Consider the following 26,435-nt stretch of genomic DNA (forward strand, 5'->3'; position numbering starts at 1 on the left):
CTATTAATCTGTTATAAAACGCCTGCTTCTCCTTGAAATTGCGCCTGATGCAATCGGCGGTATACGCCCCGTGCCGCGAGCAGTTCCTCATGCGCCCCTTGCTCGGCGATGCCTTCCTCGGTTACAACGACGATGCGGTCGGCGTTCTTGATCGTCGCCAGCCGATGCGCGATGACGAGCGTTGTCCGGCCTTGGGACAACTCCATGAGCGACTGCTGAATGACCTGCTCCGTCTCCGTATCCAGCGCGGAGGTCGCTTCGTCCAGAATGAGGATCGGCGGATTCTTTAGGAACATCCGGGCGATCGCCAGCCGCTGCTTCTGCCCGCCGGACAGTTTCACGCCCCGCTCGCCGATGACCGTCTCCATGCCCTCTGGCTGGGAACGGATAAATTCGTCCAGACGGGCCCGGCGCGCCGCCTCCCAAATTTCCTCCTCCGATGCATTCAGCTTTCCGTAGAGTATATTTTCGCGGATGGTACCCGCAAATAAATACACATCCTGCTGCACAATCCCGATTTGATGGCGCAGCGACTGCAGCTTAATATCGCGAATATCGATGCCATCGATCGTGATCGAGCCCGCGTCCACCTCATAGAAGCGCGGCAGCAGGCTGCACAATGTCGTCTTGCCGGCACCGGAAGGGCCGACGAAAGCTACTGTCTCTCCTTGCCGGATCGTCAGGTTGATATGGCTTAGGACAGGCGATTCGCTGTCATAGCTGAAGGTCACTCCCTCGTAGCGGATTTCCCGTCTCAGCTCGCCGATTTCCACGGCATCCGGCTTATCCGCAATATCCGGCTCGGTATCTAGCAGCTCGACATAGCGCTTGAAACCGGCGAAGCCTTGCGGATAGCTCTCGATGATCGCATTGATTTTCTCAATCGGCCGGAAGAAGACGTTCGTCAGCAGCAGGAAGCCGACAAATTCGCCGTAGGACAGCTGGCCGCGTATGACAAACCATGTACCGCACACCATGACGAACAGCGTAACGAGACGCATCATCATATAACTGATCGCCCCATTCTTGGCGATCAGCTTATAGGAGAACAATTTCGTCAGACGAAACCGGCCGTTATTCACCGCGAATCTTTCCTTCTCGTGCTTTTCATTTGCAAACGCCTGAACGACGCGAATACCACTGACGTTATCTTCGACACGCGCGTTAAAGTCGCCTATGTCGGTGAAAAGCTGATGTATCGCTTTAGTCATTTTACCGTTAAAATACACAACGAGCCAAATGATGACGGGAACGACGACGAAGGTGAGCACCGCCAGCTTCCAGTTGATCATAAGCATGAGCGTGAAAGAACCTGCCAGCGTCATGACGGCTATGAATAAATCTTCGGGTCCATGGTGGGCCATTTCCCCAATTTGCATCATGTCGTTCGTCAGCCTCGACATCAGATGTCCTGTCTTGGTGTTATCGAAAAAACGGAAGCTCAATTTCTGAATATGATCGAACAGTTTCTTGCGCATATCTGTCTCGATATTAATTCCGAGCATATGTCCCCAATAATTGACGATATACATCAGAACCGTATTTAACAGGTATAACGCCAATAAACCTAGCGATGCCCATACGATCAGATTCCATTCTTCATTGGGCAGCAGATCATCCACAAATCGGTTTACAACGAGCGGGAAACCCAGCTCCAGCAAACCGGCGATCAAGGCGCAGCCGAAATCAAGCAGGAACAACCCCCTGTAAGGCCGATAGTAAGCAAAAAAACGGCGAATCATATTATTCATAGGCTTCATTCCAGCCCCTTTCTATGTATACTCTTTCTTCAAAAATATTTCCGTTGCTGAACCCGACTTGCTGCGCGAAAAGTATGAAAAAGAAAGCTCCTCAACCGGGGTTGAAGAGCCCTCCATGTTAGAATCGCCTACAGAGGATAGTTCGTTGCGACTCAAACTCATCGCGGCCAATACGTTTGCCCTCCACTTTATTTTCAAATATAACAATGATAATCATTCTCGTTTGCTCATCTCATTGTAACCCAGGTTGTTCGACGCTACAATACACATTTGTAAAATTGTTTTTTATACAAACTGAACGATTCTCATAAAAGCTGAGCCAGAAATTCAGGAAATGCCCCGGCCCTTGGCTCTATATAGCAGAAATATGAAATAGGGCACGCCGAGCAACGCTATAACGACACCTACCGGCAGCTCCGCCGGGGCAAATGCCATCCTGCCGATATAATCCGCCATCATGACCAGCAGAGCCCCCACTACGCCGCAAACCGGCAGCATGTGCCGGTGCGCCTGGCCAACAAGGCGCCTTGCAATGTGCGGGGCCATCAATCCGACGAAGCCGATCCCGCCCGAGACGGATACACAGGCGCTGACAATGCCGATGCTGGCCAACAGGAGCAAGGCTTTTTCTTTTTCTGAAGCAATCCCCACGCTGATTACGCTGTCTTCATCCAACTGGAATAAATCGAGAATATACGACCTCCACACAATGAGCGGGGAAAGAAGCAAGAGCCAGGGAAACATGGAAATAATATATTTCCAGTTGGCGTTATAAATACTGCCCATATTCCAGACAGCAGCCATTTCAAAATCCCCCGGGTTCATTTTCAACGTCAAATAAAGGGAGACGGCGCTTAGCCCCGAGGCGATAGCGATGCCTGTAAGCAGCAGCCGCTGCGGCTCCAAACGGCCGTTTTTCCAGGAGAAAATATAGATCAATATCGCGGCCATAAGCCCGCCTGCCAAACCAAAGAGCGGCATCGCCAAAATGGACAGCCACCCGCCACCGCGAATATGCCCTTGATAAAAAAAGAGAAAAATAACCATCGCCGCCCCTGCGCCGGAATTAATCCCCAAAATGCCGGGATCGGCCAGACCGTTGCGGGTAATGCTCTGAATGACGGCGCCAGCCATGCCTAGTCCTGCTCCAACTAGCAGTGCAATGACGATGCGCGGCAGCCGAAATTCGAAAATAACCAAATCGTGATCCGGCTGTGGATGAATCCGCAGCAGCGTACGGACGACATCCCGGATGCCTATATCGAAGGTGCCATTCGTCAGGCTGATATACGCTGTCGCTAGAACCAGGGCAAGCCCGATCATAAACACCCCGGCAAAACGTTGATTGTTTCTTTTATTCACGCTTCCCGTCCCCCCTGGATCGAATTAAATAAAGGAAAAAAGGAACGCCAAGCAGGGACGTAACTACGCCGATCGGCATTTCATAGGGATAATTCAAAAACCGGCTAAGAACGTCGCAAAGCGCCAGAAACAGCGCGCCAACGACGCCGGAACAAGGAATGATCCACTTGTAATTCACACCGGTCAGGAAACGGACGATATGAGGCACGATCAAACCGACAAAACCGATTTTTCCCGCTAGAGCTACCGAGATTCCCGTCAAAATGACGACAGTCAGCATAGTCGCGAATTTAATCAGCTTTGTTTTTTGTCCGAGGCTAAGGGCAATTTCTTCCCCAAGGCTCAGCACGGTGATAGATTTGGACAGCCAAATGGCTAGCGCAATGCCTATAACGGCAAACGGGATCGCCAGCTTGATCAGCTCTGGATTCAGTTGATGCAACCGCGCGTTGTACCAAAAGCTAATATTTTGCGAAACTTGAAAGTAAGTCGCAATCGCCGCAGACAAGCTGCTCAAAAATGTGCCGATGATCGTGCCCAGAATCGCCATCCGAACCGGCGATAAACCGCCAGGCAGCAGCGAAGCAAGCCCGAAGACGATCACGATGCTGAGCGCTGAGCCGATAAAGGAATACAGGATCATTTCCACCGAGGTCGAGTCCGGCATAAATACCATGCAGAGCGTAATGGCAAATGCCGAACCGTCCGAGACGCCCATAATAGAAGGGGATGCAAGATAATTTCTTGTCATCCCCTGCATTAATGCCCCGGATATGGCGAGGAAAGCTCCGATAAGCAGTGCCCCAACGACTCTAGGCAATCGGGAATGGATGATGATTTGATGATCCACATTCCCCGCATCGAAATGAAACAGCGCTTCGCGAATCGTGCTAAAGTCGATGTTCTTTGCGCCATACAGCACGGATAACAAGATCGTAAGCACGATCAGAATCGGCGAGCTTCCGAGTATTAGGACAGCTGTAGAACGCCTTGCCCGCATATCCCCGCCTCCGTCACTTCGCTTCAGCTAATTTGCTGTTCTTCACGGCTTCCAGAAACGCGATTTTGCTGTAAGCCGTCCCTCCTTGGGCGCTGGGATCTACAATGTTCACGAACAGATTGCCGTTCTTCACCGCATTAATGCTGCTCCAGATCGGGTTGCTCTGCAATTCTTCCAGCGCTTTTGGCTTATCCTTGTTCTCTGCTTCCGAGAATTGCACGAACAGGTAATCCGGATTCATCTCGGACAGCTTCTCCAGCGAAATCATTTGCTGCGCCTTCGCCTGTTTCACTTCCTCCGGCACGTCAGCCCCCAGATCCCCATAGAGCGACGGATTAAAGAAGACGTCTTCCGGGTAGATCATCATACTGCCTGAACGCAAACGGATCATAAGTACACTTTTGCCCTGAAGGGTTGGTCCGATTTTCTCCTTCAATTCAGCGGCTTCTTGCTTGTACGTCTTAAGCACCTCGTCCGATTGCCCTTCCTTGCCTGTAAGCTCAGCAAGCAGCTTCAAATTCGCTTCCCAATCTGTGGAAATGTGAGATACGGGGATCGTGAGTCCAACTTTGCCCAGCTTCTCCAGCGTCTCAGCAGGAAACTTCGTACTGGCTAAAATAACGTCCGGCGCCAGCTTCAGAATCGTTTCGAGATTCGGCTGTGTTTTCTCTCCGATCGCAACCGCTCCATCAGTAATTCCTGCGAATAGCGGCTCGAACGAACCGCCCATCGTCAGCGCGCCAACCGGCTTAACATCGAGTACGAGAGCATCCTCCATCGACTCCACCGAACCGGTAATGACGATTTTCTCGACCTTGGCCGGCACCGTATATTCCTGTCCTAAATAGTTGATCGTTCTCGCCTCAGCCGAAGCATCCCCGTCCTGGGCCGTGGAATTACCGTCCTTGGCTGTGGAATTGCCGTCTGAAGAAGCGGAATTTGCCGTTTGCTGATTGGCTGCGCCTGCGTTAGCCGGCTTGGTCTCTTCCTTGGTTCCACACGCGGCTAAACTAACCATTACCCCCAGCGCTATAACTAAAATTGATAATTTCTTTAACATGTCTTGCTCTCCCCTCATATTTGATCGTCCTTGAGATTGTATCTATTATCATCGATAATCATTCTCAATTAAAGATTATAGTCCGCCGCCACCGAATGGAACATGGACTAAATCCGGATTGCATTTGGACAATTTCCACTTGGCCCTGATACGATGCTTCCAAGACAAGCAAAGATCGTATAACTCGTAAAGTAGATGGATTTCATGTATCTAATATGCTCAAAAATGAATGCTTAAGGGGATTAGATGGGTTTTATGCAGCTATAATCAAAGAATCCACTATAATTGGCAACTTTCCTTCTTCTAACGACATGAAATCCATTTAAATTTACATATCCTTCTTGGCCGCAGAAACTAACTACTATAAATCCATTAAGATAAATGTTGAACTATTAAAAGGGTGTAGGGTAAGTAAAGTTTCGATGAATGATTGAACCGGAGAGCGTGTTTGGGCAAATAAAACAAAACCGAGGGTTCGGCACCGAGGATTTCGGCGATTCCTGCTTCGCGGCCTGCCCAAGGTAAGCCTGAAGATCGAGGTCCGGTGGTTTTCACGTGCCCATAATATGCTCAAATGGGCCAACATGAAGCAAAAAGCGCAAGTTCCGGGGCTGATATAGCCCGAGAACTTGCGCCTTTCGTAAAAGTGAAATAGGGTAACTCATTTCATCTGTTCCTGCTTTGAAAAAACTACTTTAGGTACAGCAGCTTTCCGTATAACTTACTTTTCCTACTTTAAAATACTGTCCAATACATCATCAATAATTTTTCCATTCGCAATTACACCGGTATACAGCCAGCTCGATTCATTATCAAATTCATAAATCTGTCCGTTCTTCACTGCCGGAAGCCCGGCCCAGATCGGATCGGCCAGCAGTTCTTCCAGCGGCACAGCGGAGCTGACAATGAATATATAGTCCGCATCCAGCTCAGCCAGCTTCTCCGCCGAAATCTCATTCCAGTTCGCCGTAGCCGAGGCTGCTATTTCCTGTACGATGGCTGGTACCTTCATGCCCAAATCACGATACAAGACATCCCCACTGGAGAACTTCTCATGAACAACGAACGTGCTCTTGCCGAGCGGCCAAAGGACAACTGCCGACTTCTCGCCGATGGCTGCCTGCAGCTTCTCCTTTGCCTCCTGCGCCTTCACATCGTAATCCGCTAGAGCTTTTTTGGCTTCTTCAGCCTTATTCAATACTTCCCCGACAGCAAGCAACTCTCCCCTCCAGTCATTGTTCTGCTCTGTACCTACGGCATATGTAGGAGCTATTTTCGAGTACTGCTCATATTTATCTCCGGCTACCATTTCGGCACTATCGATCAGAATTAGATCAGGATCGAAGCTCATAACCGCTTCATAAGGAAGTTCGAACGGAATCGTCGGCACATCCTTGAGCTCATATTGTAAATAGTTCTGCACCGTCTTGCCTTCTGCCACGGACCATTGGGCTGCCGGTTTGACGCCTAGCGCTACGAGATGATCCTCCAGATATGAAGCGATGATCCGTTCGGGATTGGCCGGAACCTTCATTTCATGGCCTAATGAATCCGTAAGCACACGCTCCGCCGGCTGGGACTCCTCGACTTGATTTCCTCCGGAAGCAGAGTTTGCGTTGCCATTCGTGCTGGCTGGGGTTGATCCGCCGGAACAGGCGCTTAGCAACAATGTCAAGCTCAACAAAACCGCTGCAAAACCATATTTTGATCTTCTGTTTCTCTTCATTCCTGAATCTCCTCACTGTCTAGCTGATAATGATAATTATTTTCATTAATGATAGTATAACCTGAATTTGGAGGAGATACAATCCAATTCATTTTCAAACTTGCGTGCATGCATCCCCCCTTACGCCGGGGCCTCTTCAAGGAATATCCGCTGTACAGGATAGGCCAGCTTGATTCCTTCCTCCTCTGAAATTGGCATGATGGTCAAGTTTATTTCCTGCCATACCTTCAAATACTCGGCCCAAACCGTTGTGTTCGTGAAAAAAGATATAAAGATACTCTAACTGCTCTCGTTTCTCTGAATTTCACCATTATCGTCTTCTGATGACGCTGCGGACACATTGTACACTCCCAAGCCTGCCAGAATAATGGCCATGCTGCGGTACAGGCGATCGATAGAAATATGTATGCTCCATAGCGCAGGCAGTAAAATTTAGATGCAGGATATAATCCAGTCACACTAAAAAAATGCTCAGCTCAGCGGCCTCTCAACCCCCTTCAGCCCCATCGCAACATGCTCGGTTCTTGTCAGCATCTGCACAACAAAAAAGCAGAAGTATTTAGTAAACAGCTTGCGAAGCAACCAGAATATATGCACGATCCTTAGCGCGATCAGCAGTTCAATCCAACTGATGCGTTCCGAAGACTTAACGATCCAATCGATGATTTTCATCTGTCGGCACCTCTGATCCAAAAAATAAAGCAATATTATAACATAGGTGCAAAAAAAACAGCCTGACGGCCATCGCTCAACCGTCAAACTGTTCCTTATATATATTATTTCCAAATTTCATCGGCAACCTCTTTTATAAATCTAAGCTTATCCCACTGCTCTTCCTCGGTCAAAATATTGCCTTCTTCCGTGGAAGCGAAACCGCACTGTGGACTAAGGCAGATATGATTAATGTCCACGTATTCCGTGGCTTCCTTGATGCGGCTGATGATCTCCTCCTTGCTTTCGAGCTCCCCGAGCTTCGAAGAGAACAGTCCAAGGACAACCTGTTGATGCTTCACATGTCTCAGCGGTTTGAAATCGCCCGCCCGGTCAGTGTCGAATTCTAGATAATAACCGGCGATATGGTCAATCCCGAACAAATGCTCCGCCACCGGCTCGTATCCGCCGGAGGAAGCCCAGGCGGAATGGTAGTTGCCGCGGCATACGTGGGTCGTAATCGTCAGATCAGACGGCAGTCCCGCAATCGTCTCCTCATTCAGCCGCGCATACAGTTTGGCGACATTCTCAACGCCGAGGCCCTCCTTCTGCCGGGCCGCCCAGTAATTCCTATCACAGAGCATGCCCCAGGTGCAATCGTCCAGTTGCAGACTGCGGCATCCCTCATTGTAGAAGGCCAGAATCGCTCCCCTATAAGCTTTGACGATATCCTGAATTAACTCCTCTTCGCTGCAGTAGATGGATTTCGTAATTTCGATATTCTCAAAGCGCTGCAGCTCGGCTAGAAACTGGGCCGGTGCCGGGATCGTCTGGCGGGCGATGACATCCGCTCCGCTCACTTCCTTCAGAAATTTAAAATGCTCTACGAACGGATGGGAAGAGAAACCGATTTTCCCGGTCAAACGTGCGGTTTCCGCTCTCGTCTCAATGCCCTGGAATTGATAGCCCTTGTCAACTTCAGCCTTTTCCACGCCATCGAGATCCCACATGAAATCAAGATGCCACCAGGAACGTCTGAACTCTCCGTCCGTCACCGCTTGCAGCCCAACCGATTTCTGCTTCTCCACAAGCTTAATGATTTCCTGATCCTCTACTTGTTTCAGATCTTCTGCGGAAATTTCCCCTTTCAGGAATTTTTCCCGTGCATCCTTCAATGCTTGCGGACGCAGAAAGCTCCCTACCATATCATATCTAAACGGTGTTACGCTTCTTTGCTTTGCTGCTTCAAGTACACTGCTCAATTTGCTGTCTCCCTTGAGGTGAATTTCAAATCGATTTGTTAAATAATACGGTACCATGAAACAACTGTTATAGCGTAACTCTAATTAGCTATAGCTAGTTATAGTCTAAGCCTATATCAACCATAATCTTTGGCTACAGATTCCTTGAGTGCCTCCACATAAGCGGCCCCCAGCTTCGAAAGCGGCATTTTCCGATGAGAAATCCAGCCTACATTGATCGTCTCGTCACAGTCCAGGGGGACAGGAATGATATCGCTGCCGTTCAAATCGGCGCTAAGCACCCCTGTGGATATCGTATAACCGTTAAGGCCGATCAGCAAATTAAACAAAGTCGCCCTGTCGTTGACCCGGATCATCTTTTTATGTGACAGCGTGCTGAGAATTTCCTCCGAGAAATGGAACGAGTTGTATTCGCCCTGATCGAAGCAGAGGAACGGATAATCGTCGAGCTGATCCATAGTGACGGTGGGCTGCTTGGCAAGTGGATTTCTGGCGCTGATAAAAATATGCGGCCTCGCCACGAATAAGCTGGTGAACTGCAGTCCGGCATCGTCCAGCAGCCGGTTGATGACCTGTGCATTGAATTCGTTCAGATACAGGATGCCGATCTCGCTGTACATATGCTTGACATCCTCGATGACCTCGTAAGTCTTCGTTTCTCGCATCGCCAGCTCGTACTCGTCATGCCCGTACTCATTCACAAGCTGCACGAAGGCACTGACCGCAAAGGCGTAGTGCTGAGCCGAGACCGAGAAATGCTGCGGGGCGGGCTTGACGTTTAAATAACGGCTCTCCAGCAGCGCCGCCTGCTCGACGACCTGACGGGCATAGCTCAGAAATTCCGCGCCGTCCTTCGTCAGCACGATGCCTTTATTCGTCCGTTCAAAAATCGTAATTTGCAGCACCTCCTCCAAATCCTTGATCGCATTGGACAAGCTGGGCTGCGAGATGAACAAGCGCTTTGCCGCTTCATTCATGGACCCGCGGGTAGCTACCTCGATTACATATTTCAACTGCTGAAGGGTCATCCTTCACGCCTCCTTTAACTGTGGTGAATATTGCATCTTTGCAACAAACCGACCAGTTATCCTGGTCGGCTGTCTGCGTAATATTTTTTAATTGGCTGATACAATGGATCAAAATGGATTAAAGTATGATTACTAAGCCTGTATGACATTGTGCGATTCGAAGGCGACGATCTGGTTGCGCCCGCGCTTCTTCGCTTCATATAAGGAGGAATCCGCCTTAGCCACAAGCGCATCGAGATCGGAGGCATGATCGGGATATGCAGCCACTCCCGCGGAGACCGTTACAATATCGCCGCATGGACTGACTGTACTCTCCATCTTCGATCTCAGCCTCTCCGCGACCTGAACCGCATTATGCTGCGCTGTGCCCGGCAGCAGGATGACGAACTCTTCTCCGCCATAACGGCAGCATATATGATTTGGCTCTACGGATTCCGCCATCTGCATGGCCAGAAATTGCAGCACATGATCTCCAGCCGCATGGCCGTAGGTATCATTTACCCGCTTGAAATGATCGATATCCAGCATTATAAGTGAGAATGGCTTCTCTTCCTCCAGCCACTTCTTCACATGCTCTTCCATTCCGCGGCGATTCGTCAGTTTCGTTAGTGAATCGGTCCTCGATTGATGCGTGGAATAATTGATGCGATTATGAAGAAACGCGAGGCTGTGAACAAGCGCCTTCTTTAACTGAATGACCTCGTAATACCAAGCTGGTATTTTTGCGATATACTTCGCCTGATTTTTCTCCGTACTGTTTTCGGTATAATAGGCCAGCTTATGCAGCGGCTGCGCTATTTTATTGGATAGCCAGATGATGAAGATGAGCGAAACGAATAAGAACGGAAAGGAGGTGACGACCATCTTCTTCAGCATCTCCTTCGCAGGGATCAGTGTAAATTCCGTCTCCCGCTGCGAAACCACGCCCCAATCCGCCGTAGGAATATAACTGTATCCCGCCAGCATGTCCTTGTTCATCGTGTTGATGACGCGTTCGGCGCCCCCCTCCCCGTTCATCAGCTTCCTGACGACCGGATTCTCGTCGACGACGTCGTTGATGCGGCCTTGATCCTGATGGTATATGATACGTCCATCTCGGTCTACTACATAAACATATGAACCGTCTTTATAGAAATGCTCCCCCAGAATTTCGTTAAGAATGTTCGTTTCCTTCAAATAAAGCGTACCGCCAACCATCCCCAAATAATTGTGCTGCTGATCGAAAACTGGATAAGAGATAAAAATAATCAAACGCCCGGTGATCCCCGTATACGGCTTCGAAATGAGCGGCCTTTTTTCTTCAAGCGCTTCTTTACTGCCAGGCGAAGTCAGCATTCTGCCTTTAAGATCGAGCGATTGCGGAGATGTAGCCAATACTTTTCCGCTGGGATCGGTAATCACCACGGAATTGAATGTTCGCGTTTGCATTTTCAAACGATCCGCTTCCCTCAGCAGAGCCGCCTCGTCGTCCATGATCGTCGCGATTTCAACCGCGCTGACACTCAAGATTTGCAATGTCGTCTGAAGGAAGCCATCCGTCGTCTTCGCCAGCTTCTCCGCATACATCCGATTCGTCTCCAGCGTGTTGGCAATCAGCGTCTGCTTATTCGTGTCATAACCGCTTAGCAAGCTGCTAATCAGCGTTAAGATAAAAGATAATAGAGCTACACAAACAATTAAATACCGCAGCGACAGTTTCATTCTTTTCATTCAAGTCTCCCATTTCAACTGATGTAGGCAAAAAGAATGCAGCTCTATTTTTATGAAAAACAGAGGGAATTCTTTGTTACGTAAACACTCAAAAATTTATCTAATCCGTTGAATTCTATCATATTTACGAGTGGTTTTAAACAATGATTTTAGATAGGCCGCCGCCGCACGCCAGAAGGTATCCTAGTAATATTTAAAAAATCCTCCCCTGCTAGGAAAATACAGGAAAGGACTGGAAAATTAAATTGGGATATATGTTTTTTAATTACTTATTCTCTTGCAGTTTATGGAAGTGCTCGAATAAGTTGTCGCAATCTTCACGAGCCGGCACCTTCACCATATTCAGAACGCTTTTATCTTTGCCTGTCAAATAATTGCGCAGATGCATGTCGCTGAAGCCGTGCTTGTCCGCATCTTCGGCCGTGTTGCAATAGTACACCTCTTTGATGCCCGACCAAATAATTGCGGATACACACATTGGACAAGGCTCGCAGGTCGCATAAATGACGCAGTCGGACAGATCCATCGTACCCAGCGTTTTGCAGGCTTCTCTGATCGCGACCATTTCCGCATGCTGCGAAGGGTCGGTATCGGCCATCATGCGGTTGCTGCACACGGCGATAATCTCATCGCCGCGCACGACGGTAGCGCCGAAAGGTCCCCCGATGTTGTTGTCCATGCCCTCGATGGTTTTGTCTGCTGCTAGCTTCATGTAATCCATGTTCATACATCCTCTCCAAGTTATTTTACGATATGCGTGCCGGCTTCATTATTGATCGCGGCCTTCAGGCTTTCTGGATTGGTGATGATGACTCTGGAGCCGCTTTGCTCCAGGAAGCTTAGGCTGGCCTCAATTTTCGGCAGCATACTGCCTTTAGGAAAATGATCCTCAAGCACATATTGCTTCGTTTCGGCGACCGTAATTTCATCCAGCGCTTGCTGATTGGGTTTGCCGAAATGAATGAATACCTTTGGAACTCCTGTCGTAATGACCAGCGTTTCTGCTTTGATTTGCTCAGCAAGCAGGCTCGTTGCCAAATCTTTGTCGATCACCGCATCGATCCCTTCATACGTCTGCTCGCTCGTCTTGACGACAGGTATTCCGCCGCCGCCAACAGCGACAACAACGTATCCGGCTTCGATCAGCGATTTAATGGCCTCTTTCTCAATAATATCGATCGGATTCGGCGATGGAACTACACGTCTGTATCCGCGGCCCGAATCTTCAACAAATACCCATTCCGGATGCTCCTGCTTCAATTCCTCCGCTTGCTCCAATGTAAAGAAGGAACCGACCGGCTTACTCGGATTGTGGAAATTCGGGTCATCGCTGTTCACTTCGACTTGCGTAATGACCGTGGCAACCTTCTGCTTCATCCCGCGGCGGATAAATTCATTCGTTAACGCCTGCTGAATTTGGTAACCGATGCCGCCCTGGGTGTCCGCTACGCAATTGACCAGCGGAACGCCAGGCATGCCTGCTACTTTTTCCGCGATTTCACTGCGGCGAAGGGTAAAGCCAACCTGCGGACCATTCCCATGCGTAACGACGACTTCACAACCTTCTTCTACCATATCTGCAATGTTGGCGGCAATTCCACATACAGCCTCATATTGATCCTGAATCGTATCGTGTTCGTTTCCTTTAACGAGCGAATTGCCGCCAATCGCTACTACTACCAATTTTCCCACAATAATCCTCCCAAATTACTTAGCTGCCTGTGTCTTCTCGTTTGTTTGCTTATAGAGTAAAGTGTAGAGTACAAACGAAATTATCAGCCCGCTGAAGAATGCAAAATCTTTTAATGTAACTAACAATGGAACATTCGTAAATACCACGCCGGACATTGGAATCAGGAAGCTGATGATCAGGACGATAACCGCAATGCGGTTGTAGCCGCCTGTATAACCTCCATCATCACCCGGTTTCACGTAAATTTGCGACATTTCAAGGCGTTTCTTGTGCTGAATATAGAAGCTGGCTAACATAATGCCAGCGATCGGTCCGTACATGGAGCCGATAAAGCTGTAGAACAAATACAATGTTGTCGTGCTGGATACGAGCTTCCAAGGCAGGATAAGCGTACCGATAACCGCCGTTAAAATCCCGGCTGTTTTTACGTTGAAAGTTTTAGGAAACAGCGCGGTCATTTGCAGACCTGCCGGCATCAGATTTCCGAATACGACGAAGGCGGTCGCCCCTACGTTAAGGGCCAGCAGCAAAACTACGACGGAGAACGTGTTGTTGATTTTGCCGATCGCATCGACGATATTAAAGATCGGTTCGCCAAAAGCAATTTCCGTTCCTACGATCAAAGCGATACAAGTAATCGCAAACAGGATATAGGACAGAATAAACCCGATCGGCAGCCCCCACATCGGCGCTTTGATGTTCTTAGCCCGCTGTGTGTAGTCGGAAATGTTCACGATCGGACCAGCCCAGTTGGATACGAGCGCACTGACGCAAGCGATGAATACGAGCGGGCTGGACATCGGTGTCGAAGGAACATATTGCATAATCGGACCTATGCCGCCAGCGATATTGATCGCCCAGATCGCCGCACCGATAATGAATACATAAACGATCGGCGAAGAATATTTACTGAACGTGCCGAGAATTTTCATACCGGATAGAAACAGCAATACAGTAACCACCCATAGTATGATATACGACAGCATCGTCGGAAAGTCCAGACCCAAGATATTAAAGCCGCCGCCCCAGGACATATAATCCGGAAATATTCTGGTGAAAATAACGTTGAACGATTGTGCGCCAACGACCGTCGTCGTTCCGAAGAAGACGAGACCGGATATGAGCCCCCGGCACAAGGCCGGAATGATAGAACCCTTAACCCCGAAGGAATCCCGCAGCAGCATGGCAAAGGGAAGGCCATATTTTGCTGCGGAATATCCGTTCAGGGCATATCCCGCTGCCACGATCGCGGCGGACAGCATGACAGCGAGAAACACCTGAGTCACATTTAGTCCGAGGATGAAAAAACCGGCTACGGTCATATAGGACATAATGTTGTGGACAGGCCCCATCCAAACGGTGATGTAGTTGAAAATTCCCCAGTCGCGCTTTTCCGCTGGAATCGGCAAAATGTCTTCCGCATACCCATACGATTTATATTGCTCATACTCGGCATTTGCTTTGACTTCCATCTTCATTCCCCTATCTCCCTTATCTTAGGGTAGAAATCTGTTAGCTGATGTTCTCGCTGAGAGCGAGCAGTGCCTTTTCAAAGCAATCGACTGGCGGATGCGTTATACCTGCCCCAATCATACCTATGCCCGCTTCTTTGTGCGCAATCGCGGTATTGATGATTGGCAGAATACCGGTTTGTACCACTTTGCGCATATCGATCCCTGTTGCGATGCCTTGGAAGTTCAACATCGGGATCGTGACGTTCGGGTTTTCCGTTGTCGTAATTTCCTTCATTTTGACCGAATAGCCGATTGCTTCGTCGACGGTGCCGCCAACGAGAGCAACGATAGCCGGTGCGGTAGCCATGGCGAAGCCGCCGATGCCGTACGTTTCTGTAATCGCGCTGTCACCGATATCGAGACCGGAATCCTCCGGCTTGTATCCGGCAAACATTGGACCTACTACCTTTTGCGCCGGGCCGGTGAACCAGGTATTGCCGGCCATGCCGCTGACGCGGATGCCGAATTCAACGCCGTTGCGCGCCATTGTTGTGACGATTGTACTGTTCTCGATGCCGTGTGCGGCGTCCAGCGCGCATTTGCACAGCGCCATCCACGTTGGGCCGGAGAAGTAATCGCTGCTTGCTACGAAATTAAATACTTCGCGTTTCTGCTCTTTCGTGTAATCTGTTTCCAGAATAAACGGCGTAAGCGCTTGGATGAGCAGGCTTGTTCCCGCATTGTTCCGGTTATGGCACTCATCCCCCATATGCAGAGCTTGGGCGAGCATCAGGCGAAGATCGATGCCGTTCGACAGTTTCATGGCATCCCTCAGCATCGGGCCGAGCACGTCGCGCATCCAGTTGAGGCGCTGGATAACGCTCTCATCGTTTGCGCCCATGCGTAAAATTTTGGACATTTGCTCACTAAGGTTTGTATAAGCAATGTTACCGTAAGTTTTGTTCTCTACAATGTGCATGAACATCGAAGGAGATGTTATGCCGGCCATCGAACCGACACAGTTATGCTCATGGCACGGGGAGAATGTAATTTGGCCGGATGCCGCTACCTCGGCTGCTTCCTCCAGGTCTTTCGCCAAGCCTTCAAAGACAAGCGCCCCTGTTACCGCCCCTTTCATCGCTCCGTTCATGCGCTCCCACGTAATTGGCGGTCCGGCATGCAGAATCGTCGTTTTGGTCATCCCGGGCACAACGTTGATCGCCTGATCGAAACCGATCAGTACAGGCTGCGAGTTGATAATGCGTTCCACCGCCTTTTTGTTCGCGGCTTCAATTTTTTCCAATATTTCCGGTTTGTCTAATTTATCAAGCGCTTTAATCAGTTCCGGCTTGCCCCCGCCTGGCGGCTGCCAGTCCAAATGCGTTACGTTGGCTTTCTGCTGTTTCATATCATCTTTGAAATATTCGATGCCTACGTTAATGACATGAAGATCGCTTTGAAATAAATCGTTAATTCTACTCATCGCCTCGTTATTCCCCTTTCTCCACAAAGCCTCTGGCCAGAAGTCCCGCATTCGTACTGCTACTGGCGATCGTTACCCCGGCGGATTCGAGCTTGGCGACTTGGCCGGCAAAATTTTGATTGTCCGATTCTGTACCAAGTACGTAGCCCAAAATTTCCAAATGTCTGCCTTCCTTCGCCGCTTCTTCCTTCGCTTTCACGATCGCAGGCAGCGTAACGCCAACCGGATCTTCATGGGAGCCGAAGCCAAGAACAAAGTCCATGAGAATAACGCCTACGGAAGGATCTTTCGCTTCCTGCAGAAATCTCGCGATGCGAGAAGATGGATCGATCATCGGATGCGGCTTGCCTTTTGTATATTCATCATCGCCGAAGTCGATAAACGTATGCGCCTGGCTGACATTTATGTCTTTTACCCGGTATTCTTCGGTTTTGGGGATGTTGCTGTATACGTCATCGTATTTCTCCATAGCCAGATACATCGCTTCATCGCACAAAGTACCCCCGCAGAACAATCCGCGAATGTATTTTTGCTCCGGAGACAATTTGCCTTTGATCTCTTCGATCAGCGGAAGATTCAAGGCGCGTTTGTTAATTGTACTCTCGTCCGCCCCGGCAAGAACGACCGCTTTCAGCGCCGCTTCTTTGGTTGTCTTCGCGAAATGACCGCCCGCTTTGATGACGGCTTCTTCAGACCCGCCGATGAAGCAGACGACGACAGGCTTTTTGCAATATTGAATTTCTGCAAGCACTTTCTCCTCGATGCTCTTGGCCGGCGGCTTGGAAATCAGGACGATCACCTTCGTCTCCTCATCATCATTGAGCGCTTTCATGCCATCCAGCATCATGATGCCGCCTACCTGCTCCGTCAGATCTCTGCCGCCTGTTCCAATCAGCTGCGACACCCCGCCGCCAAAGTCATGAATACGAACGCTCAGCTCCTGACTACCTGTTCCGGATGCGCCGACGATTCCGATGTGCCCTTTTCTAACCTTATTAGCAAAACAAAGACCGACATTGCCAATAATAGCGGTCCCACAGTCCGGTCCCATCATGAGCAAGCCTTTCTCATGCGCCATCTTCTTCAGCTCAATCTCATCTTCAATGCTGACGTTGTCGCTGAACAGCATGACGTGCAGATCGTTTTCCAGCGCTTTGCGGGCTTCTCTGGCTGCGAATGCCCCATTAACGGAAATAACGGCCAAATTCGCATCGGGGATATTCTGCGCTGCAGAGTCAATCGTCGGGTATTTTATTTCACTCGTACCTTTGGCCGAGGACTTCTGCGTAAACAATTTCTCGATTTCAGCATATGCATTCTCACTAAGCTCATCCGAAGCGGCTTTAACAACGATCATTAAATCGCCTGTATTTACAGCCTCGAGCTCAGGAGTAATTAATCCTACGTTTCTTAAAACCTCCTTATTCATCTCCGTGCCCATTGCGATAACTGCTTGTTCAACGCCTTCAATTTGGTTCGCTTTTGTTGACAAAGACATTAGCGATACCGAGTCGAAGTAAGTGTTCGGTTTGATTACTATTTTTGTTGACATACCTTACCTCCAGCTTTTTTCTGCACTGAGTTCGAGGCCGGATACGATTCCTGTCGCAAGATCTGTTCCAGACGTAGAGCCAATGTTCAGAACTGACTGTAACGAGCGGACCATGGCCGCCTCGCTGCCGCCTGTCAAATCACGCAGCAATCGGATGAGGGATTCTCTGACTTCCCCAGTGGATGCTTTCTTCAAAGTGATGTAGCTTATCTCATTTGTTTGTCCTGAAGCTGCATTTACGATCTCACTGCATAGTGCCCGGTGTTCGTAAAATGGCCCGTGCGGCATATTGATCACGGCAAATAGACCGACAAGATAATCGTCGCCTGATGGCGTGAGTCCAAAGCCAAGACCAATTAGGCGGACCGCCTCCTGAATGGCTTGCCCAATCCGTCCTTCCAGTAAGGCATTCTCGAGTAAGCCGGAACGTTCAGACAGCAGCCTCCATACTTCGACACCGAAGCTATTACTTGACGCAATGGGATATTTCATTCCACCGCCTGTTCCATGCTGCTCAATGACATCTCTTGCTGTTGACAAATGGCGGCGCCACTGCTGTTCATTGAACGGGAATGGAGGAAGAATACTGTCCCACTTTTTTACATGATCAAAACCTATTTCTATTTTGTTCAAAACGTACAATTTATTATTCATCGCCTCAATGCGATCATGGACAGAAAGCTGTATTTTGCTGAAATGTGCCAAATCGGTCACAAGCGTATTCGGTCCATTATCTAAGCTCTCGCTGGCAATAGTGAACAATTCGCCCTGATCTGCGCTTTGAATGTTGAAGGTTCGATTAAAAACGCTGTGCACCTTTCCGCAAAAGTGGCCTTGCTGTATCAGCTCTATGAAGCGGCTGTCCCCGGATTTGGCCTGACTTGTGTAAGCCATGCCTTACCTTGCACCAGCTTGCAGCAATATTTGCCCAATCCCGGCGCAGCCTTTTCCGCCGGCCAATTCGAGCGGAGTCACTCCACATTTATCGGTCATCTGTATGTTTGCCGGAGTGAGCCCTACACCGCCAAAACGCGTTAAGAGATCTACCTTGGGGTTCGCTCTAATCATCATTTTGACCAAACCCAGCTTGACATCCGCACCCTGCTCCAAACATTCTTTTATCGCTTCAACATCTCCGGGTGCAGCCGCTTCCATGAACTTCGTTGTTAATGGGTTGGCAGACAAGTCCGTTCCTCCTTTCTATTTATTCCTATTATGATCAAGACTTTGTCTGGCTATTAGCGCACTGTCAATCCTTGAGGGAAGTAGAAAAAGAAGCTTTATTGTCAGATCCGCGATACGATGTAAAATAAAAATTGACGGTAATCACCGAGTGCGCCGCTTCCAAGTCCTGCTTGAAAATATCTTTTGTGAAATATGAAACATTTATTTCCGATGTTCAGCATGACAAACCATATTTTAGTCCTGGCGTCCAAGACCGTCATTGTATAGCCAGAAATTTGGATACAGAACTGAAGGATGCGGAAGAACTGCTGCAGAGTTGCTTGCATTGAAAATCTACCGGCTTTTATCCAAGTAGATGCTCGCTTCTTCGGATTTTAAACTGGCAAGAGTTGTTGCCTTATCGCGCTCATACAGCCACCACAAAGAAGGAACCCCCATTTGCCGATGAGGGGTTCCTTCTTTGTGTGGCGCGAAAGCTGCGTCTGCATCAGACGCAGTGGCCTCATATTCAATTTTTGGCCCATGAAGTTTGTATCTAATCCACGGATTCAATCCCGTAAACGTTAATTGACTTTAAATGTAGCTACCGATTGATTTAATTCCTCGGCCAGCTCCGCCAAGGATTGCGCAGTGGATGCCGTTTCTTCACTGCTCGCTGCTGATTCTTCGGTCGCAGCGGAGATACTCTCGATCGAAGCGAGCACATCCGACGATTGCGCGGCCTGTTCCTCACTGGCGGCTGCAATCTCTGCAACCTTCTGGGCTGAATCGCTGACCATAGCCATAATATGCTCAAAGGCTTCGCCTGTCTTCTGCGTAGAATTCACGCCTTCTTCCACCGCGCGGACGCTATGTTGTGTATTTTGCTGCATGCCTTTAATTATGGAAGTAATTTGTTTGGTTGCTTCACTGCTGCGCTCGGCCAGCTTCCGTACTTCATCGGCAACGACGGCAAATCCCCGCCCTTGATCACCAGCACGGGCTGCTTCAATCGCTGCATTGAGCGCCAGCAAATTCGTTTGATCGGCAATGTCATCGATCACCTCGATAATTTCGCCGATTTTATTCGAATCTTCCTCCAGCAGAGCCATCTGCTCATTGACCTGGTTCATGCCAACAATCGACGAACGAACCACTTCGCCGCCATCCTGTGCAATCGTCAGCGTTTGATTCGAAAGCTCGGAAGCTTCCTCAGCACTGCGGGCTACGGAACTGATGGCGAGAGACAGCTCGCGAAACAGCTCATTCATCATCTGGGCATCGTTGGCCTGGCTTGTGCTGCCGCTTGCAATTTCTTCCGTGCTGGCGGAGATTTGCTCTGCGGCCGCGGAGACGCTCTCCGCCGAGGTCAGAATGCTGCCTACCGTTTCGCGGAGACTCAGCACCATATCATTTATCGAGGCAGCTACTTGTCCAACCTCATCCTTCGTATTGATATCCTCTGTTTCTGTTAAATCGCCATTCGCTACTTTTCCCACTAACCGGGCCACACGATTTAACGGACGCGCGATGACTTGGGATATCAAATATCCGAAGCCAATGCTAAGCAGCAAAGCAGCGATAATAATTACGATTGTAGTCGTTCGTGAGGATGCATAAAGCACATCCGTATCAATGCTGGCTTGCTCCGCCTGCCTGGTGTTAAATGAAATTAAATTTTCCAGGTTTGTGTTAAATTCATCACGGCTTTCCTTGTATTCGCCATGAAGAAAGGCAATAAACTGATCATTACTTCCTGTCATAGAGAGTTGAACCGCCTCATCAACAGCTTTCTCAAAACGCAACCATGAAGGCTCTACTTTTTTATATAACTCTTCATGTTCAGTCGTGTTAAACGTTCTTTTCCCATACTCCGCAATGCGAGCATCGATCTCCTTTCTGAATTGTTCCATCTGGGACAAGTTTTCATCTTTTTCCTGCTGCGTTGGAGCCAAATAAAGATTTAGTACATAATTTCGTAATCGTTGATACGTTATTTGCATATCCATCACATTAGTAATCGGAAGCAGTCGAAGGTCATACATCTCGTTCACACTCTTATTCAGTCTATCCATGTTGTTTAAACCAAAGAAACCTACAAAGGTAACAATAATTGCGATGACAACAAAGGAACTAATTAGCTTGACTGCCGTCTTTAAATTATAAAACCATTTCATTAAGGACACCTCGTTCGATATTTTCCAGTAATTGTGATGATTTACATAAAAGCATAGCTATCGCTAGCATCCGTAAGCAGAGCTTGTATATCCAACAGCACAATGAGTGACTCCTGCTGATGGAACATCCCTCTTAGCCAAGCCTGGTGGGACATATGCGGCGGAAAGCTGATTCCTTCCCTAGGGAGAAACATGACCTGATTCACCTCGTCGACGACAATCCCGATATGCTGGTCGACCTCTTTACCGGTATGTATAATAATGATGCGGGTCTTGGAATCCAACTCTTTCTCCGCCTCCCCGAACATCGTATGAAGACTTAATATGGGAATCAGCTTTTCTCTTAGCTGAATCATGCCTAAAAATTCCCGGCGAGAATTAGGAATCCAATTCACCGTTTGCATCCGAATAATTTCCGAAACTTCAAGTACAGGAATCCCATAATAATTGCCGTTGATAGCAAAAACAACGTATTGTTCACTCGTTTGGCTCATTTCATCCCCCCTTTCCACAGCAAAAATCCTCCGAAATAACGGAGGATTTCCTCAATTTCGGCAACTGGCTGGCATCATGCCCGTGATTTCGGAAACATAGTAGCCCCTTTAGCTTTGCGTCCTTACCTTTCGGTAAGTTTGCCATTCTATTTGGTTAACTTGGGATAACTTCGAACAATACATGTTGTTCGACATTTAACTATACATTTTTATTGTTTTTTGCTGATTATCACCATTTGATTATAGTTCATAAGTACTTATTTCACAATAGTTAATTGCATGAATATAACAGTATAAACTCGGAGAAAGGGCTGTAAGCCTTATGTTGATTAGGAAGTATGAATCTAAAAGACTATTTTTAGTGAAATAGGATAGATCTAAAGCATGTCGAACAACATGTATTGTTCGACATTTTTTTATAACCAGGCAACCGCACTTTGTGAATTATTTTACAATTCTTTGTATCCTTGTGCCAAATCCCTTATTTCCCCGCTATAGAACTTCTTTTTACTATTTTTGCACATCTTTATTTACATGAGGGCTTATTCCTCTTTGACATCAACGGCAGGATGAGTACAATGAAGGTCGTACTGCAACTTGTTCATATTATGGGGAGGGAAAATAGAATGATGCAGCTAGATTTGATTGATTACCAGCTTTCGCATCCTATGGAAAAGAGTGAACATCACTCGGATGAACAAATTGTCGACATGTTTTTGGCATCCTTTGAAGGCTCCAAATATACGCTGCGAAATTATCAAAAAGCGATTAACCAGTTTCGCAGCTTCCTAGGCACAAAATCATTGCGGGAAGCGACATGGAAAGAAGTCGAGGTATACAAACTTGGCTTGGTTCAGGGATATTTCAGCAAAAGCAAACAGCCTCAAGCTCCCGCTACTGTGGCGAGTTTAATCGCGCCCTTGCGTTCTTTATATAAATGGGGAAGTGATCCGAATATCGCGCTGTTTGACCGAAATCCTACGACCTCTGTCCGCACACCCAAAATTTCCATTAATAGCAAAAACCATTATTTAACTAAAAATGAAGTTACTGCACTGCTAAGCCAGCTTTATAAGCAAAATCCCCGCGACTATTTAATTGGGTTAACCTTAATCATGCTTGGTCTTAGGGTATCTGAGTTAACCTCTATCCGCTGGGAAGACTTTCATTCCGATCCTGCTGAAACGTCAATGTGGCTTACGATCGTCGATGGCAAAGGCGGGAAGCAGCGGGAAGTCAAAGTACCTTCAACCCTTTGGACTATGCTGCAGGCTTATCACTATTCCCCTCTTCACTCGAGAAGACGAACTGCGGCGGGACGCTTATTTCCCTTAACGGTACGGCAGGTTGAGCGCATCATTCAAGAAGGGCGCGAGCAATGTAATTTCACTAAAAAAGTTACCCCCCACTGGCTCAGGCATACGAATGCCACTCTAGCCTTACTGCACGGCGCTTCCTTACAGCAGGTGCAGGAAAACCTAGGACACTCGCAAATCAATACCACTCAGCGTTATTTACATACGGTGGAGCAAATACAAAAGGCTGCCCCCGATTTCGTTGAAGAGTGCCTGAAGGAAGTCATTCAACAGGAAAATCTGGCAGCGGCAATGAAGATGCGGCAGCAGCAATAAATTTTATTATATGTACGGGTTAGCCGCCGCTTGAACTTCTCACAATGCAAAAGTCCTGGCAGCCAGGACTTTTGCAAAATGGTAACGGAGCAAGGGGATTAATTAATGTAATGAACCAACAACAAAGCAATTTAATTCACGTCATTAAATATCATTTCCCATGACGAATAGACCGTTCTCCTTCGGTTAATTAGGATAACGGCCGATGATCGGATGCCTTTATTTTGTTAAGTTGAACTGATCTTATCCTGCCCTGTCCAGTTTAGGATTTGAACAAATCCACATGAATTTTAACCACGAGCTTCTTGATCGTTAACGGCTGCACTCCCATTGCTGGCCTATGAATATCGTTCGGATAAAAGACAGCGAACATGCCCGGCTTTAACGTGAGCAGCACTTCATCTTTTGAAGGCGGATAAAGAGCATAGTCTCCTTCTTGGTCATAAGGCTTTACAGGCTCTTCCCCTTCACCCAAGGGCGCCCATCCGATGATTTCCTCACCCTCGATCAGATAATGAACATCGACATAGGCTTCATGCTTCTCCGCCACCTGCTCTTCAAGCGGCTTGGCTTCCAGTTCCATGACCGATACATAGATCTCATCGCCGCGAATCTCGACGCGCCCAGGAGACGGCGGATTGCTGACGATGCTTTGGATCGCTTCAATCGCCTCAGCGATTACTTTATGATCAAATCTTTGATTGTCTTTCCAGGTTGCCAATGAGCCTAAAATCATATTCGCATCTCCCCGTAATTAAAAGATAAATTAATTTGCCTATAATAGCTTCTCGCTGACTGCCGCAGCTGTAGACTCCTTGTTGACGACCGATTGCTCCTTGGATCTTTTGAAATATTCGGCATATAGCACATCCAGCAAATAAAGCTGGGATATTTTCGCCGATAAAGATCCTCCTTGCAGCGGGCCTTCATTTGCTCCGCATAACAGCGTGAGGTCGGAATACGACGTTAACGGCGATTTGACGAACCGGGTAATCGAAATGACCGTTGCGCCGCGCTCCTTCGCTTTTTTCGCCACTTCAATATTGTCCTTGGTTGAGCCTGAATAAGAAATAATTACAGCTATGTCCCGCTCCGTCATTAACGCCGCAGACATCATTTGCAGATGCGAGTCAAAGGTGCATTCCGCTTTATTCGTAATGCGCATGAACTTGACCTTCGCCTCCATCGCCGTGATAAGGGAGGAGCCGACGCCGAAGAACAAAATCCGCTCAGCACCGAGTAAATAATCAATGGCCTCACTGATTTTCTCGCTATTAAGCAAATTAAAAGTCTCGTTTAGCGCGCTAATATTTGAAGCCAGCACTTTGGATGCAACCTGATCGATCGTATCGTCCATCAGCACCTGATCGGTCAGCTGAGGGATTTCGTTGTCTACGGTAGTGCTATGGGCCAGAGCAATTTTGAACTCCTGGTATCCTTTATAGCTAAGCGATTTACAAAATCGAAAAATGCTGGATTCTCCTACATTGCACGCATCGGCAAGATCCGTAATCGACATGTAAACTACACTCGCGGCATTTTCCAGTACATAGTCCGCTACTTTCTTCTCCGTGTTTGTCAAATTGTTATACTTCGAGTGAATGGAAGTGAAAATACTAATCGGACGCATTGCTTCGCCCCCTATCGCAAAAATAATGATGCCGCTCCAAGAACCCCTGCTTTATTCCCTAGGGAGGCTTTTAAAATTTCGACCCCGCGATAGCTTTCCATCACGATTGCCTTTGTTCTTGCCTCAATGAGATGAATCAAGCACTCCTGCTCCATCACACCGCCGCCGACGATAATAGCCGAAGGGTTGAAAATATGAATGATCGACGCTAAACCATAGGCGACCTCATTCACCCAGGCATGTACAACTTGTTCCAGCTGACCGCTTCCCTGCCCAAGTTTCTCAAACAATATTTTTCCATTCGTGCAGTCTGGGTCGACCTGCCTGGCCTTCTGCACCAAAGCCGTCGTTGAAGCGAATTTCTCGTAAAAAGGAAGCGGCTCCCCATGACGATTACCGTCTGCAGCATGCGTCAAAATATGACCAAATTCGGCTGCCACGCCGTTCGCCCCTTTATAGATCTTGCGATCGATCACGATAGCTCCGCCAATCCCCGTTCCATAAGTCAAACATAAGAAATCGCTCAAATGCCGGGCTGCGCCAAAAAATGCCTCGCCCAGCGCAGCGGCGTTCACGTCGTTCTCGACTTTGACGGGTTTATGGAACCGTTCCTCAAGCATCGCCTTTACTTTCATCCCGGTGTAATCAGGTATATTTTCGTTAGCGAAGACGATAATTCCTGCTTGCGAATCCACTTGCCCGGCCGTACTGATCGCTATAGCGTCGAAATCGCCATATTCAGCGATCTTATCCATTAACCTGGCCATCACATGAGGCCCCCCTTGGCGGCTCTCCGTGTCATACTCCTGGAACTGTTTCAACTCCCCCCGCTCGTCGGCAAGGCACAGCTTTGTATTCGTTCCGCCAATATCTGCGGCTAATATTCTCATTCTGTCACAGCCTTCATGAACCGCTGCGTAATTTCCATCGGCCGGGTGATCGCCGAGCCAACCACTGCGGAATATACACCAAGGTCATACATTTTTTTTAATTGCTCCGGGGTCGAAATGCCGCCTTCTGAAATAACAGGAACTGATAAATGCTTGACGAGCTTCCCGACGAGATCAAAATCAGGCAATACCCTGCCCTGTGTGGCCTCTGTATACCCGCTTAAAGTCGTTCCGACGCAATCAAATCCGAGCGCCTCTGCCTGTACGCCTTCCTCAAACGTGGAGCAATCCGCCATAAATAACTGATCTTTATACTTTTCTCTTATGCGCGGGAATACTTCCGAAATCGTCGTGCCGTCGGGTCTGATCCGATCCGTGGCATCCATCGCAATTATATCAACACCTTCCAAACATAGCGCGTCTACTTCCTTCATCGTCGGTGTAATAAACACGTCCGATCCTTCGTAATCTTGTTTAATAATACCGATAATGGGCAGGTTGACTGTTTTCTTGATTTCTTTAATATCTTCCACACTATTGGCCCGAATTCCCGCAGCTCCGCCTAGATAAGCCGCATAAGCCATTCTCCCCATAATAAAGGGACTATGAAGCGGCTCCTCGGGCAGTGCTTGGCAGGAAACTACTAATTTTTTGTGAATCTCTTTCAAAACCAAATGATCAGCACTCATTCATAACCACTCCATATTT

General features: G+C 48.3%; 24 protein-coding genes, 1 pseudogene and 1 riboswitch. Of the genes and pseudogenes, 2 read left to right on the forward strand and 23 right to left on the reverse strand.

Features of this window, described 5'->3' with window-relative positions; genetic code table 11:
* Nucleotides 1-11 precede the first annotated feature (11 nt).
* From G358_RS0114125 to G358_RS0114145, 4 genes are all read right to left on the reverse strand, one after another.
* Complete coding sequence (locus G358_RS0114125; protein ID WP_026342259.1) at nt 12-1,742, reverse strand: ABC transporter ATP-binding protein; 1,731 nt, start codon at nt 1,740-1,742, stop codon at nt 12-14.
* 345 nt (nt 1,743-2,087) lie between these two features.
* Nucleotides 2,088-3,122: a FecCD family ABC transporter permease gene (locus G358_RS0114135; RefSeq protein WP_019637890.1), complete on the reverse strand. Its 1,035-nt coding sequence runs from the start codon at nt 3,120-3,122 to the stop codon at nt 2,088-2,090.
* The gene (locus G358_RS0114140; RefSeq protein ID WP_019637891.1) at nt 3,115-4,122 is read right to left on the reverse strand and encodes a FecCD family ABC transporter permease; all 1,008 of its coding nucleotides are present in this window, start codon (nt 4,120-4,122) and stop codon (nt 3,115-3,117) included. The genes G358_RS0114135 and G358_RS0114140 overlap by 8 nt, the downstream gene beginning before the upstream one ends.
* 13 nt (nt 4,123-4,135) lie before the next feature.
* Nucleotides 4,136-5,182, reverse strand: a complete 1,047-nt coding sequence (locus G358_RS0114145) for an ABC transporter substrate-binding protein (RefSeq protein ID WP_019637892.1) — start codon at nt 5,180-5,182, stop codon at nt 4,136-4,138.
* A 426-nt stretch (nt 5,183-5,608) separates the two neighbouring features.
* Here G358_RS0114145 and G358_RS34570 point away from each other — a divergent pair.
* Nucleotides 5,609-5,802: pseudogene (locus G358_RS34570) on the forward strand (hypothetical protein); the annotation flags it as partial.
* A gap of 110 nt (nt 5,803-5,912) precedes the next feature.
* Here G358_RS34570 and G358_RS0114150 read toward each other — a convergent pair.
* The 15 genes from G358_RS0114150 to G358_RS0114230 form a co-directional block, all read right to left on the reverse strand.
* A complete protein-coding gene (locus G358_RS0114150; RefSeq protein WP_019637893.1) occupies nt 5,913-6,908 on the reverse strand; it encodes an ABC transporter substrate-binding protein in 996 nt (331 codons plus the stop codon).
* A gap of 120 nt (nt 6,909-7,028) precedes the next feature.
* Nucleotides 7,029-7,184, reverse strand: coding sequence for a hypothetical protein (locus G358_RS34420; protein ID WP_338042704.1), 156 nt, complete (start codon nt 7,182-7,184; stop codon nt 7,029-7,031).
* Between the two features lie 195 nt (nt 7,185-7,379).
* Nucleotides 7,380-7,580 (reverse strand): hypothetical protein, encoded by a 201-nt coding sequence (locus G358_RS0114165; RefSeq protein ID WP_019637895.1) that lies wholly within the window; start codon nt 7,578-7,580, stop codon nt 7,380-7,382.
* 104 nt (nt 7,581-7,684) lie between these two features.
* On the reverse strand, nt 7,685-8,821 hold the full coding sequence (locus G358_RS0114170; RefSeq protein WP_019637896.1) for a 5-methyltetrahydropteroyltriglutamate--homocysteine S-methyltransferase: 1,137 nt from the start codon (nt 8,819-8,821) through the stop codon (nt 7,685-7,687).
* A gap of 116 nt (nt 8,822-8,937) precedes the next feature.
* Entirely contained in the window at nt 8,938-9,849 is a 912-nt protein-coding gene (locus G358_RS0114175) for a LysR family transcriptional regulator (RefSeq protein WP_019637897.1), read from the reverse strand.
* Nucleotides 9,850-9,981: 132 nt separating this feature from the next.
* Nucleotides 9,982-11,559: a sensor domain-containing diguanylate cyclase gene (locus tag G358_RS0114180; protein WP_019637898.1), complete on the reverse strand. Its 1,578-nt coding sequence runs from the start codon at nt 11,557-11,559 to the stop codon at nt 9,982-9,984.
* A gap of 265 nt (nt 11,560-11,824) precedes the next feature.
* The gene (locus G358_RS0114185) at nt 11,825-12,280 is read right to left on the reverse strand and encodes a nucleoside deaminase (RefSeq protein WP_026342260.1); all 456 of its coding nucleotides are present in this window, start codon (nt 12,278-12,280) and stop codon (nt 11,825-11,827) included.
* Nucleotides 12,281-12,300: 20 nt separating this feature from the next.
* On the reverse strand, nt 12,301-13,251 hold the full coding sequence (locus G358_RS0114190; protein ID WP_019637900.1) for a carbamate kinase family protein: 951 nt from the start codon (nt 13,249-13,251) through the stop codon (nt 12,301-12,303).
* A 15-nt stretch (nt 13,252-13,266) separates the two neighbouring features.
* Nucleotides 13,267-14,730 (reverse strand): cytosine permease, encoded by a 1,464-nt coding sequence (locus G358_RS0114195; RefSeq protein WP_019637901.1) that lies wholly within the window; start codon nt 14,728-14,730, stop codon nt 13,267-13,269.
* Nucleotides 14,731-14,764: 34 nt separating this feature from the next.
* Nucleotides 14,765-16,189, reverse strand: coding sequence for a YlbE family protein (locus G358_RS0114200; protein WP_019637902.1), 1,425 nt, complete (start codon nt 16,187-16,189; stop codon nt 14,765-14,767).
* A 7-nt stretch (nt 16,190-16,196) separates the two neighbouring features.
* Nucleotides 16,197-17,741 carry an acyl-CoA synthetase FdrA gene (fdrA, locus tag G358_RS0114205; RefSeq protein ID WP_019637903.1) on the reverse strand — a complete coding sequence of 515 codons (1,545 nt, stop codon included), beginning with the start codon at nt 17,739-17,741 and terminating at the stop codon, nt 16,197-16,199.
* Nucleotides 17,742-17,744: 3 nt separating this feature from the next.
* Entirely contained in the window at nt 17,745-18,635 is an 891-nt protein-coding gene (locus G358_RS31315; RefSeq protein WP_019637904.1) for an oxamate carbamoyltransferase subunit AllH family protein, read from the reverse strand.
* A gap of 3 nt (nt 18,636-18,638) precedes the next feature.
* A complete protein-coding gene (locus tag G358_RS0114215; protein WP_019637905.1) occupies nt 18,639-18,926 on the reverse strand; it encodes an ankyrin repeat domain-containing protein in 288 nt (95 codons plus the stop codon).
* A 563-nt stretch (nt 18,927-19,489) separates the two neighbouring features.
* The gene (locus tag G358_RS0114225) at nt 19,490-21,082 is read right to left on the reverse strand and encodes a methyl-accepting chemotaxis protein (protein WP_019637907.1); all 1,593 of its coding nucleotides are present in this window, start codon (nt 21,080-21,082) and stop codon (nt 19,490-19,492) included.
* A 41-nt stretch (nt 21,083-21,123) separates the two neighbouring features.
* Nucleotides 21,124-21,576 (reverse strand): chemotaxis protein CheW, encoded by a 453-nt coding sequence (locus G358_RS0114230; RefSeq protein WP_019637908.1) that lies wholly within the window; start codon nt 21,574-21,576, stop codon nt 21,124-21,126.
* 56 nt (nt 21,577-21,632) lie between these two features.
* A riboswitch (cyclic di-GMP riboswitch) is annotated at nt 21,633-21,729 on the reverse strand.
* 473 nt (nt 21,730-22,202) lie between these two features.
* Here G358_RS0114230 and G358_RS30210 point away from each other — a divergent pair.
* Nucleotides 22,203-23,207 (forward strand): tyrosine-type recombinase/integrase, encoded by a 1,005-nt coding sequence (locus tag G358_RS30210; RefSeq protein ID WP_019637909.1) that lies wholly within the window; start codon nt 22,203-22,205, stop codon nt 23,205-23,207.
* Between the two features lie 262 nt (nt 23,208-23,469).
* Here G358_RS30210 and G358_RS0114240 read toward each other — a convergent pair whose 3' ends face one another.
* From G358_RS0114240 to G358_RS0114255, 4 genes are read right to left on the reverse strand one after another with little or no spacing between them, the layout of a single operon-like run.
* Nucleotides 23,470-23,943 carry a NanQ anomerase/TabA/YiaL family protein gene (locus G358_RS0114240; protein WP_019637910.1) on the reverse strand — a complete coding sequence of 158 codons (474 nt, stop codon included), beginning with the start codon at nt 23,941-23,943 and terminating at the stop codon, nt 23,470-23,472.
* Nucleotides 23,944-23,982: 39 nt separating this feature from the next.
* Entirely contained in the window at nt 23,983-24,837 is an 855-nt protein-coding gene (locus G358_RS0114245) for a MurR/RpiR family transcriptional regulator (RefSeq protein WP_019637911.1), read from the reverse strand.
* Between the two features lie 11 nt (nt 24,838-24,848).
* The gene (locus G358_RS0114250) at nt 24,849-25,727 is read right to left on the reverse strand and encodes an ROK family protein (RefSeq protein ID WP_019637912.1); all 879 of its coding nucleotides are present in this window, start codon (nt 25,725-25,727) and stop codon (nt 24,849-24,851) included.
* Nucleotides 25,724-26,416, reverse strand: a complete 693-nt coding sequence (locus G358_RS0114255; RefSeq protein ID WP_019637913.1) for an N-acetylmannosamine-6-phosphate 2-epimerase — start codon at nt 26,414-26,416, stop codon at nt 25,724-25,726. The genes G358_RS0114250 and G358_RS0114255 overlap by 4 nt, the downstream gene beginning before the upstream one ends.
* Nucleotides 26,417-26,435: the final 19 nt, after the last annotated feature.

It is taken from the genome of Paenibacillus fonticola DSM 21315 (genome assembly GCF_000381905.1).
Taxonomy (GTDB): Bacteria; Bacillota; Bacilli; order Paenibacillales; family Paenibacillaceae; genus Fontibacillus; species Fontibacillus fonticola.

Excerpts from the sequence above, each read along its gene's own strand:
- G358_RS0114125 (WP_026342259.1), bottom strand. The coding sequence starts at position 1,742 with ATGATTCGCCGTTTTTTTGCTTACTATCGGCCTTACAGGGGGTTGTTC.
- G358_RS0114140 (WP_019637891.1), bottom strand. The coding sequence starts at position 4,122 with ATGCGGGCAAGGCGTTCTACAGCTGTCCTAATACTCGGAAGCTCGCCG.
- G358_RS0114145 (WP_019637892.1), bottom strand. The coding sequence starts at position 5,182 with ATGTTAAAGAAATTATCAATTTTAGTTATAGCGCTGGGGGTAATGGTT.
- G358_RS0114150 (WP_019637893.1), bottom strand. The coding sequence starts at position 6,908 with ATGAAGAGAAACAGAAGATCAAAATATGGTTTTGCAGCGGTTTTGTTG.
- G358_RS0114165 (WP_019637895.1), bottom strand. The coding sequence starts at position 7,580 with ATGAAAATCATCGATTGGATCGTTAAGTCTTCGGAACGCATCAGTTGG.
- G358_RS0114175 (WP_019637897.1), bottom strand. The coding sequence starts at position 9,849 with ATGACCCTTCAGCAGTTGAAATATGTAATCGAGGTAGCTACCCGCGGG.
- G358_RS0114180 (WP_019637898.1), bottom strand. The coding sequence starts at position 11,559 with ATGAAAAGAATGAAACTGTCGCTGCGGTATTTAATTGTTTGTGTAGCT.
- G358_RS0114185 (WP_026342260.1), bottom strand. The coding sequence starts at position 12,280 with ATGGATTACATGAAGCTAGCAGCAGACAAAACCATCGAGGGCATGGAC.
- G358_RS0114195 (WP_019637901.1), bottom strand. The coding sequence starts at position 14,730 with ATGAAGATGGAAGTCAAAGCAAATGCCGAGTATGAGCAATATAAATCG.
- G358_RS0114200 (WP_019637902.1), bottom strand. The coding sequence starts at position 16,189 with ATGAGTAGAATTAACGATTTATTTCAAAGCGATCTTCATGTCATTAAC.
- fdrA (WP_019637903.1), bottom strand. The coding sequence starts at position 17,741 with ATGTCAACAAAAATAGTAATCAAACCGAACACTTACTTCGACTCGGTA.
- G358_RS31315 (WP_019637904.1), bottom strand. The coding sequence starts at position 18,635 with ATGGCTTACACAAGTCAGGCCAAATCCGGGGACAGCCGCTTCATAGAG.
- G358_RS0114225 (WP_019637907.1), bottom strand. The coding sequence starts at position 21,082 with ATGAAATGGTTTTATAATTTAAAGACGGCAGTCAAGCTAATTAGTTCC.
- G358_RS0114230 (WP_019637908.1), bottom strand. The coding sequence starts at position 21,576 with ATGAGCCAAACGAGTGAACAATACGTTGTTTTTGCTATCAACGGCAAT.
- G358_RS30210 (WP_019637909.1), top strand. The coding sequence starts at position 22,203 with ATGATGCAGCTAGATTTGATTGATTACCAGCTTTCGCATCCTATGGAA.
- G358_RS0114240 (WP_019637910.1), bottom strand. The coding sequence starts at position 23,943 with ATGATTTTAGGCTCATTGGCAACCTGGAAAGACAATCAAAGATTTGAT.
- G358_RS0114245 (WP_019637911.1), bottom strand. The coding sequence starts at position 24,837 with ATGCGTCCGATTAGTATTTTCACTTCCATTCACTCGAAGTATAACAAT.
- G358_RS0114250 (WP_019637912.1), bottom strand. The coding sequence starts at position 25,727 with ATGAGAATATTAGCCGCAGATATTGGCGGAACGAATACAAAGCTGTGC.
- G358_RS0114255 (WP_019637913.1), bottom strand. The coding sequence starts at position 26,416 with ATGAGTGCTGATCATTTGGTTTTGAAAGAGATTCACAAAAAATTAGTA.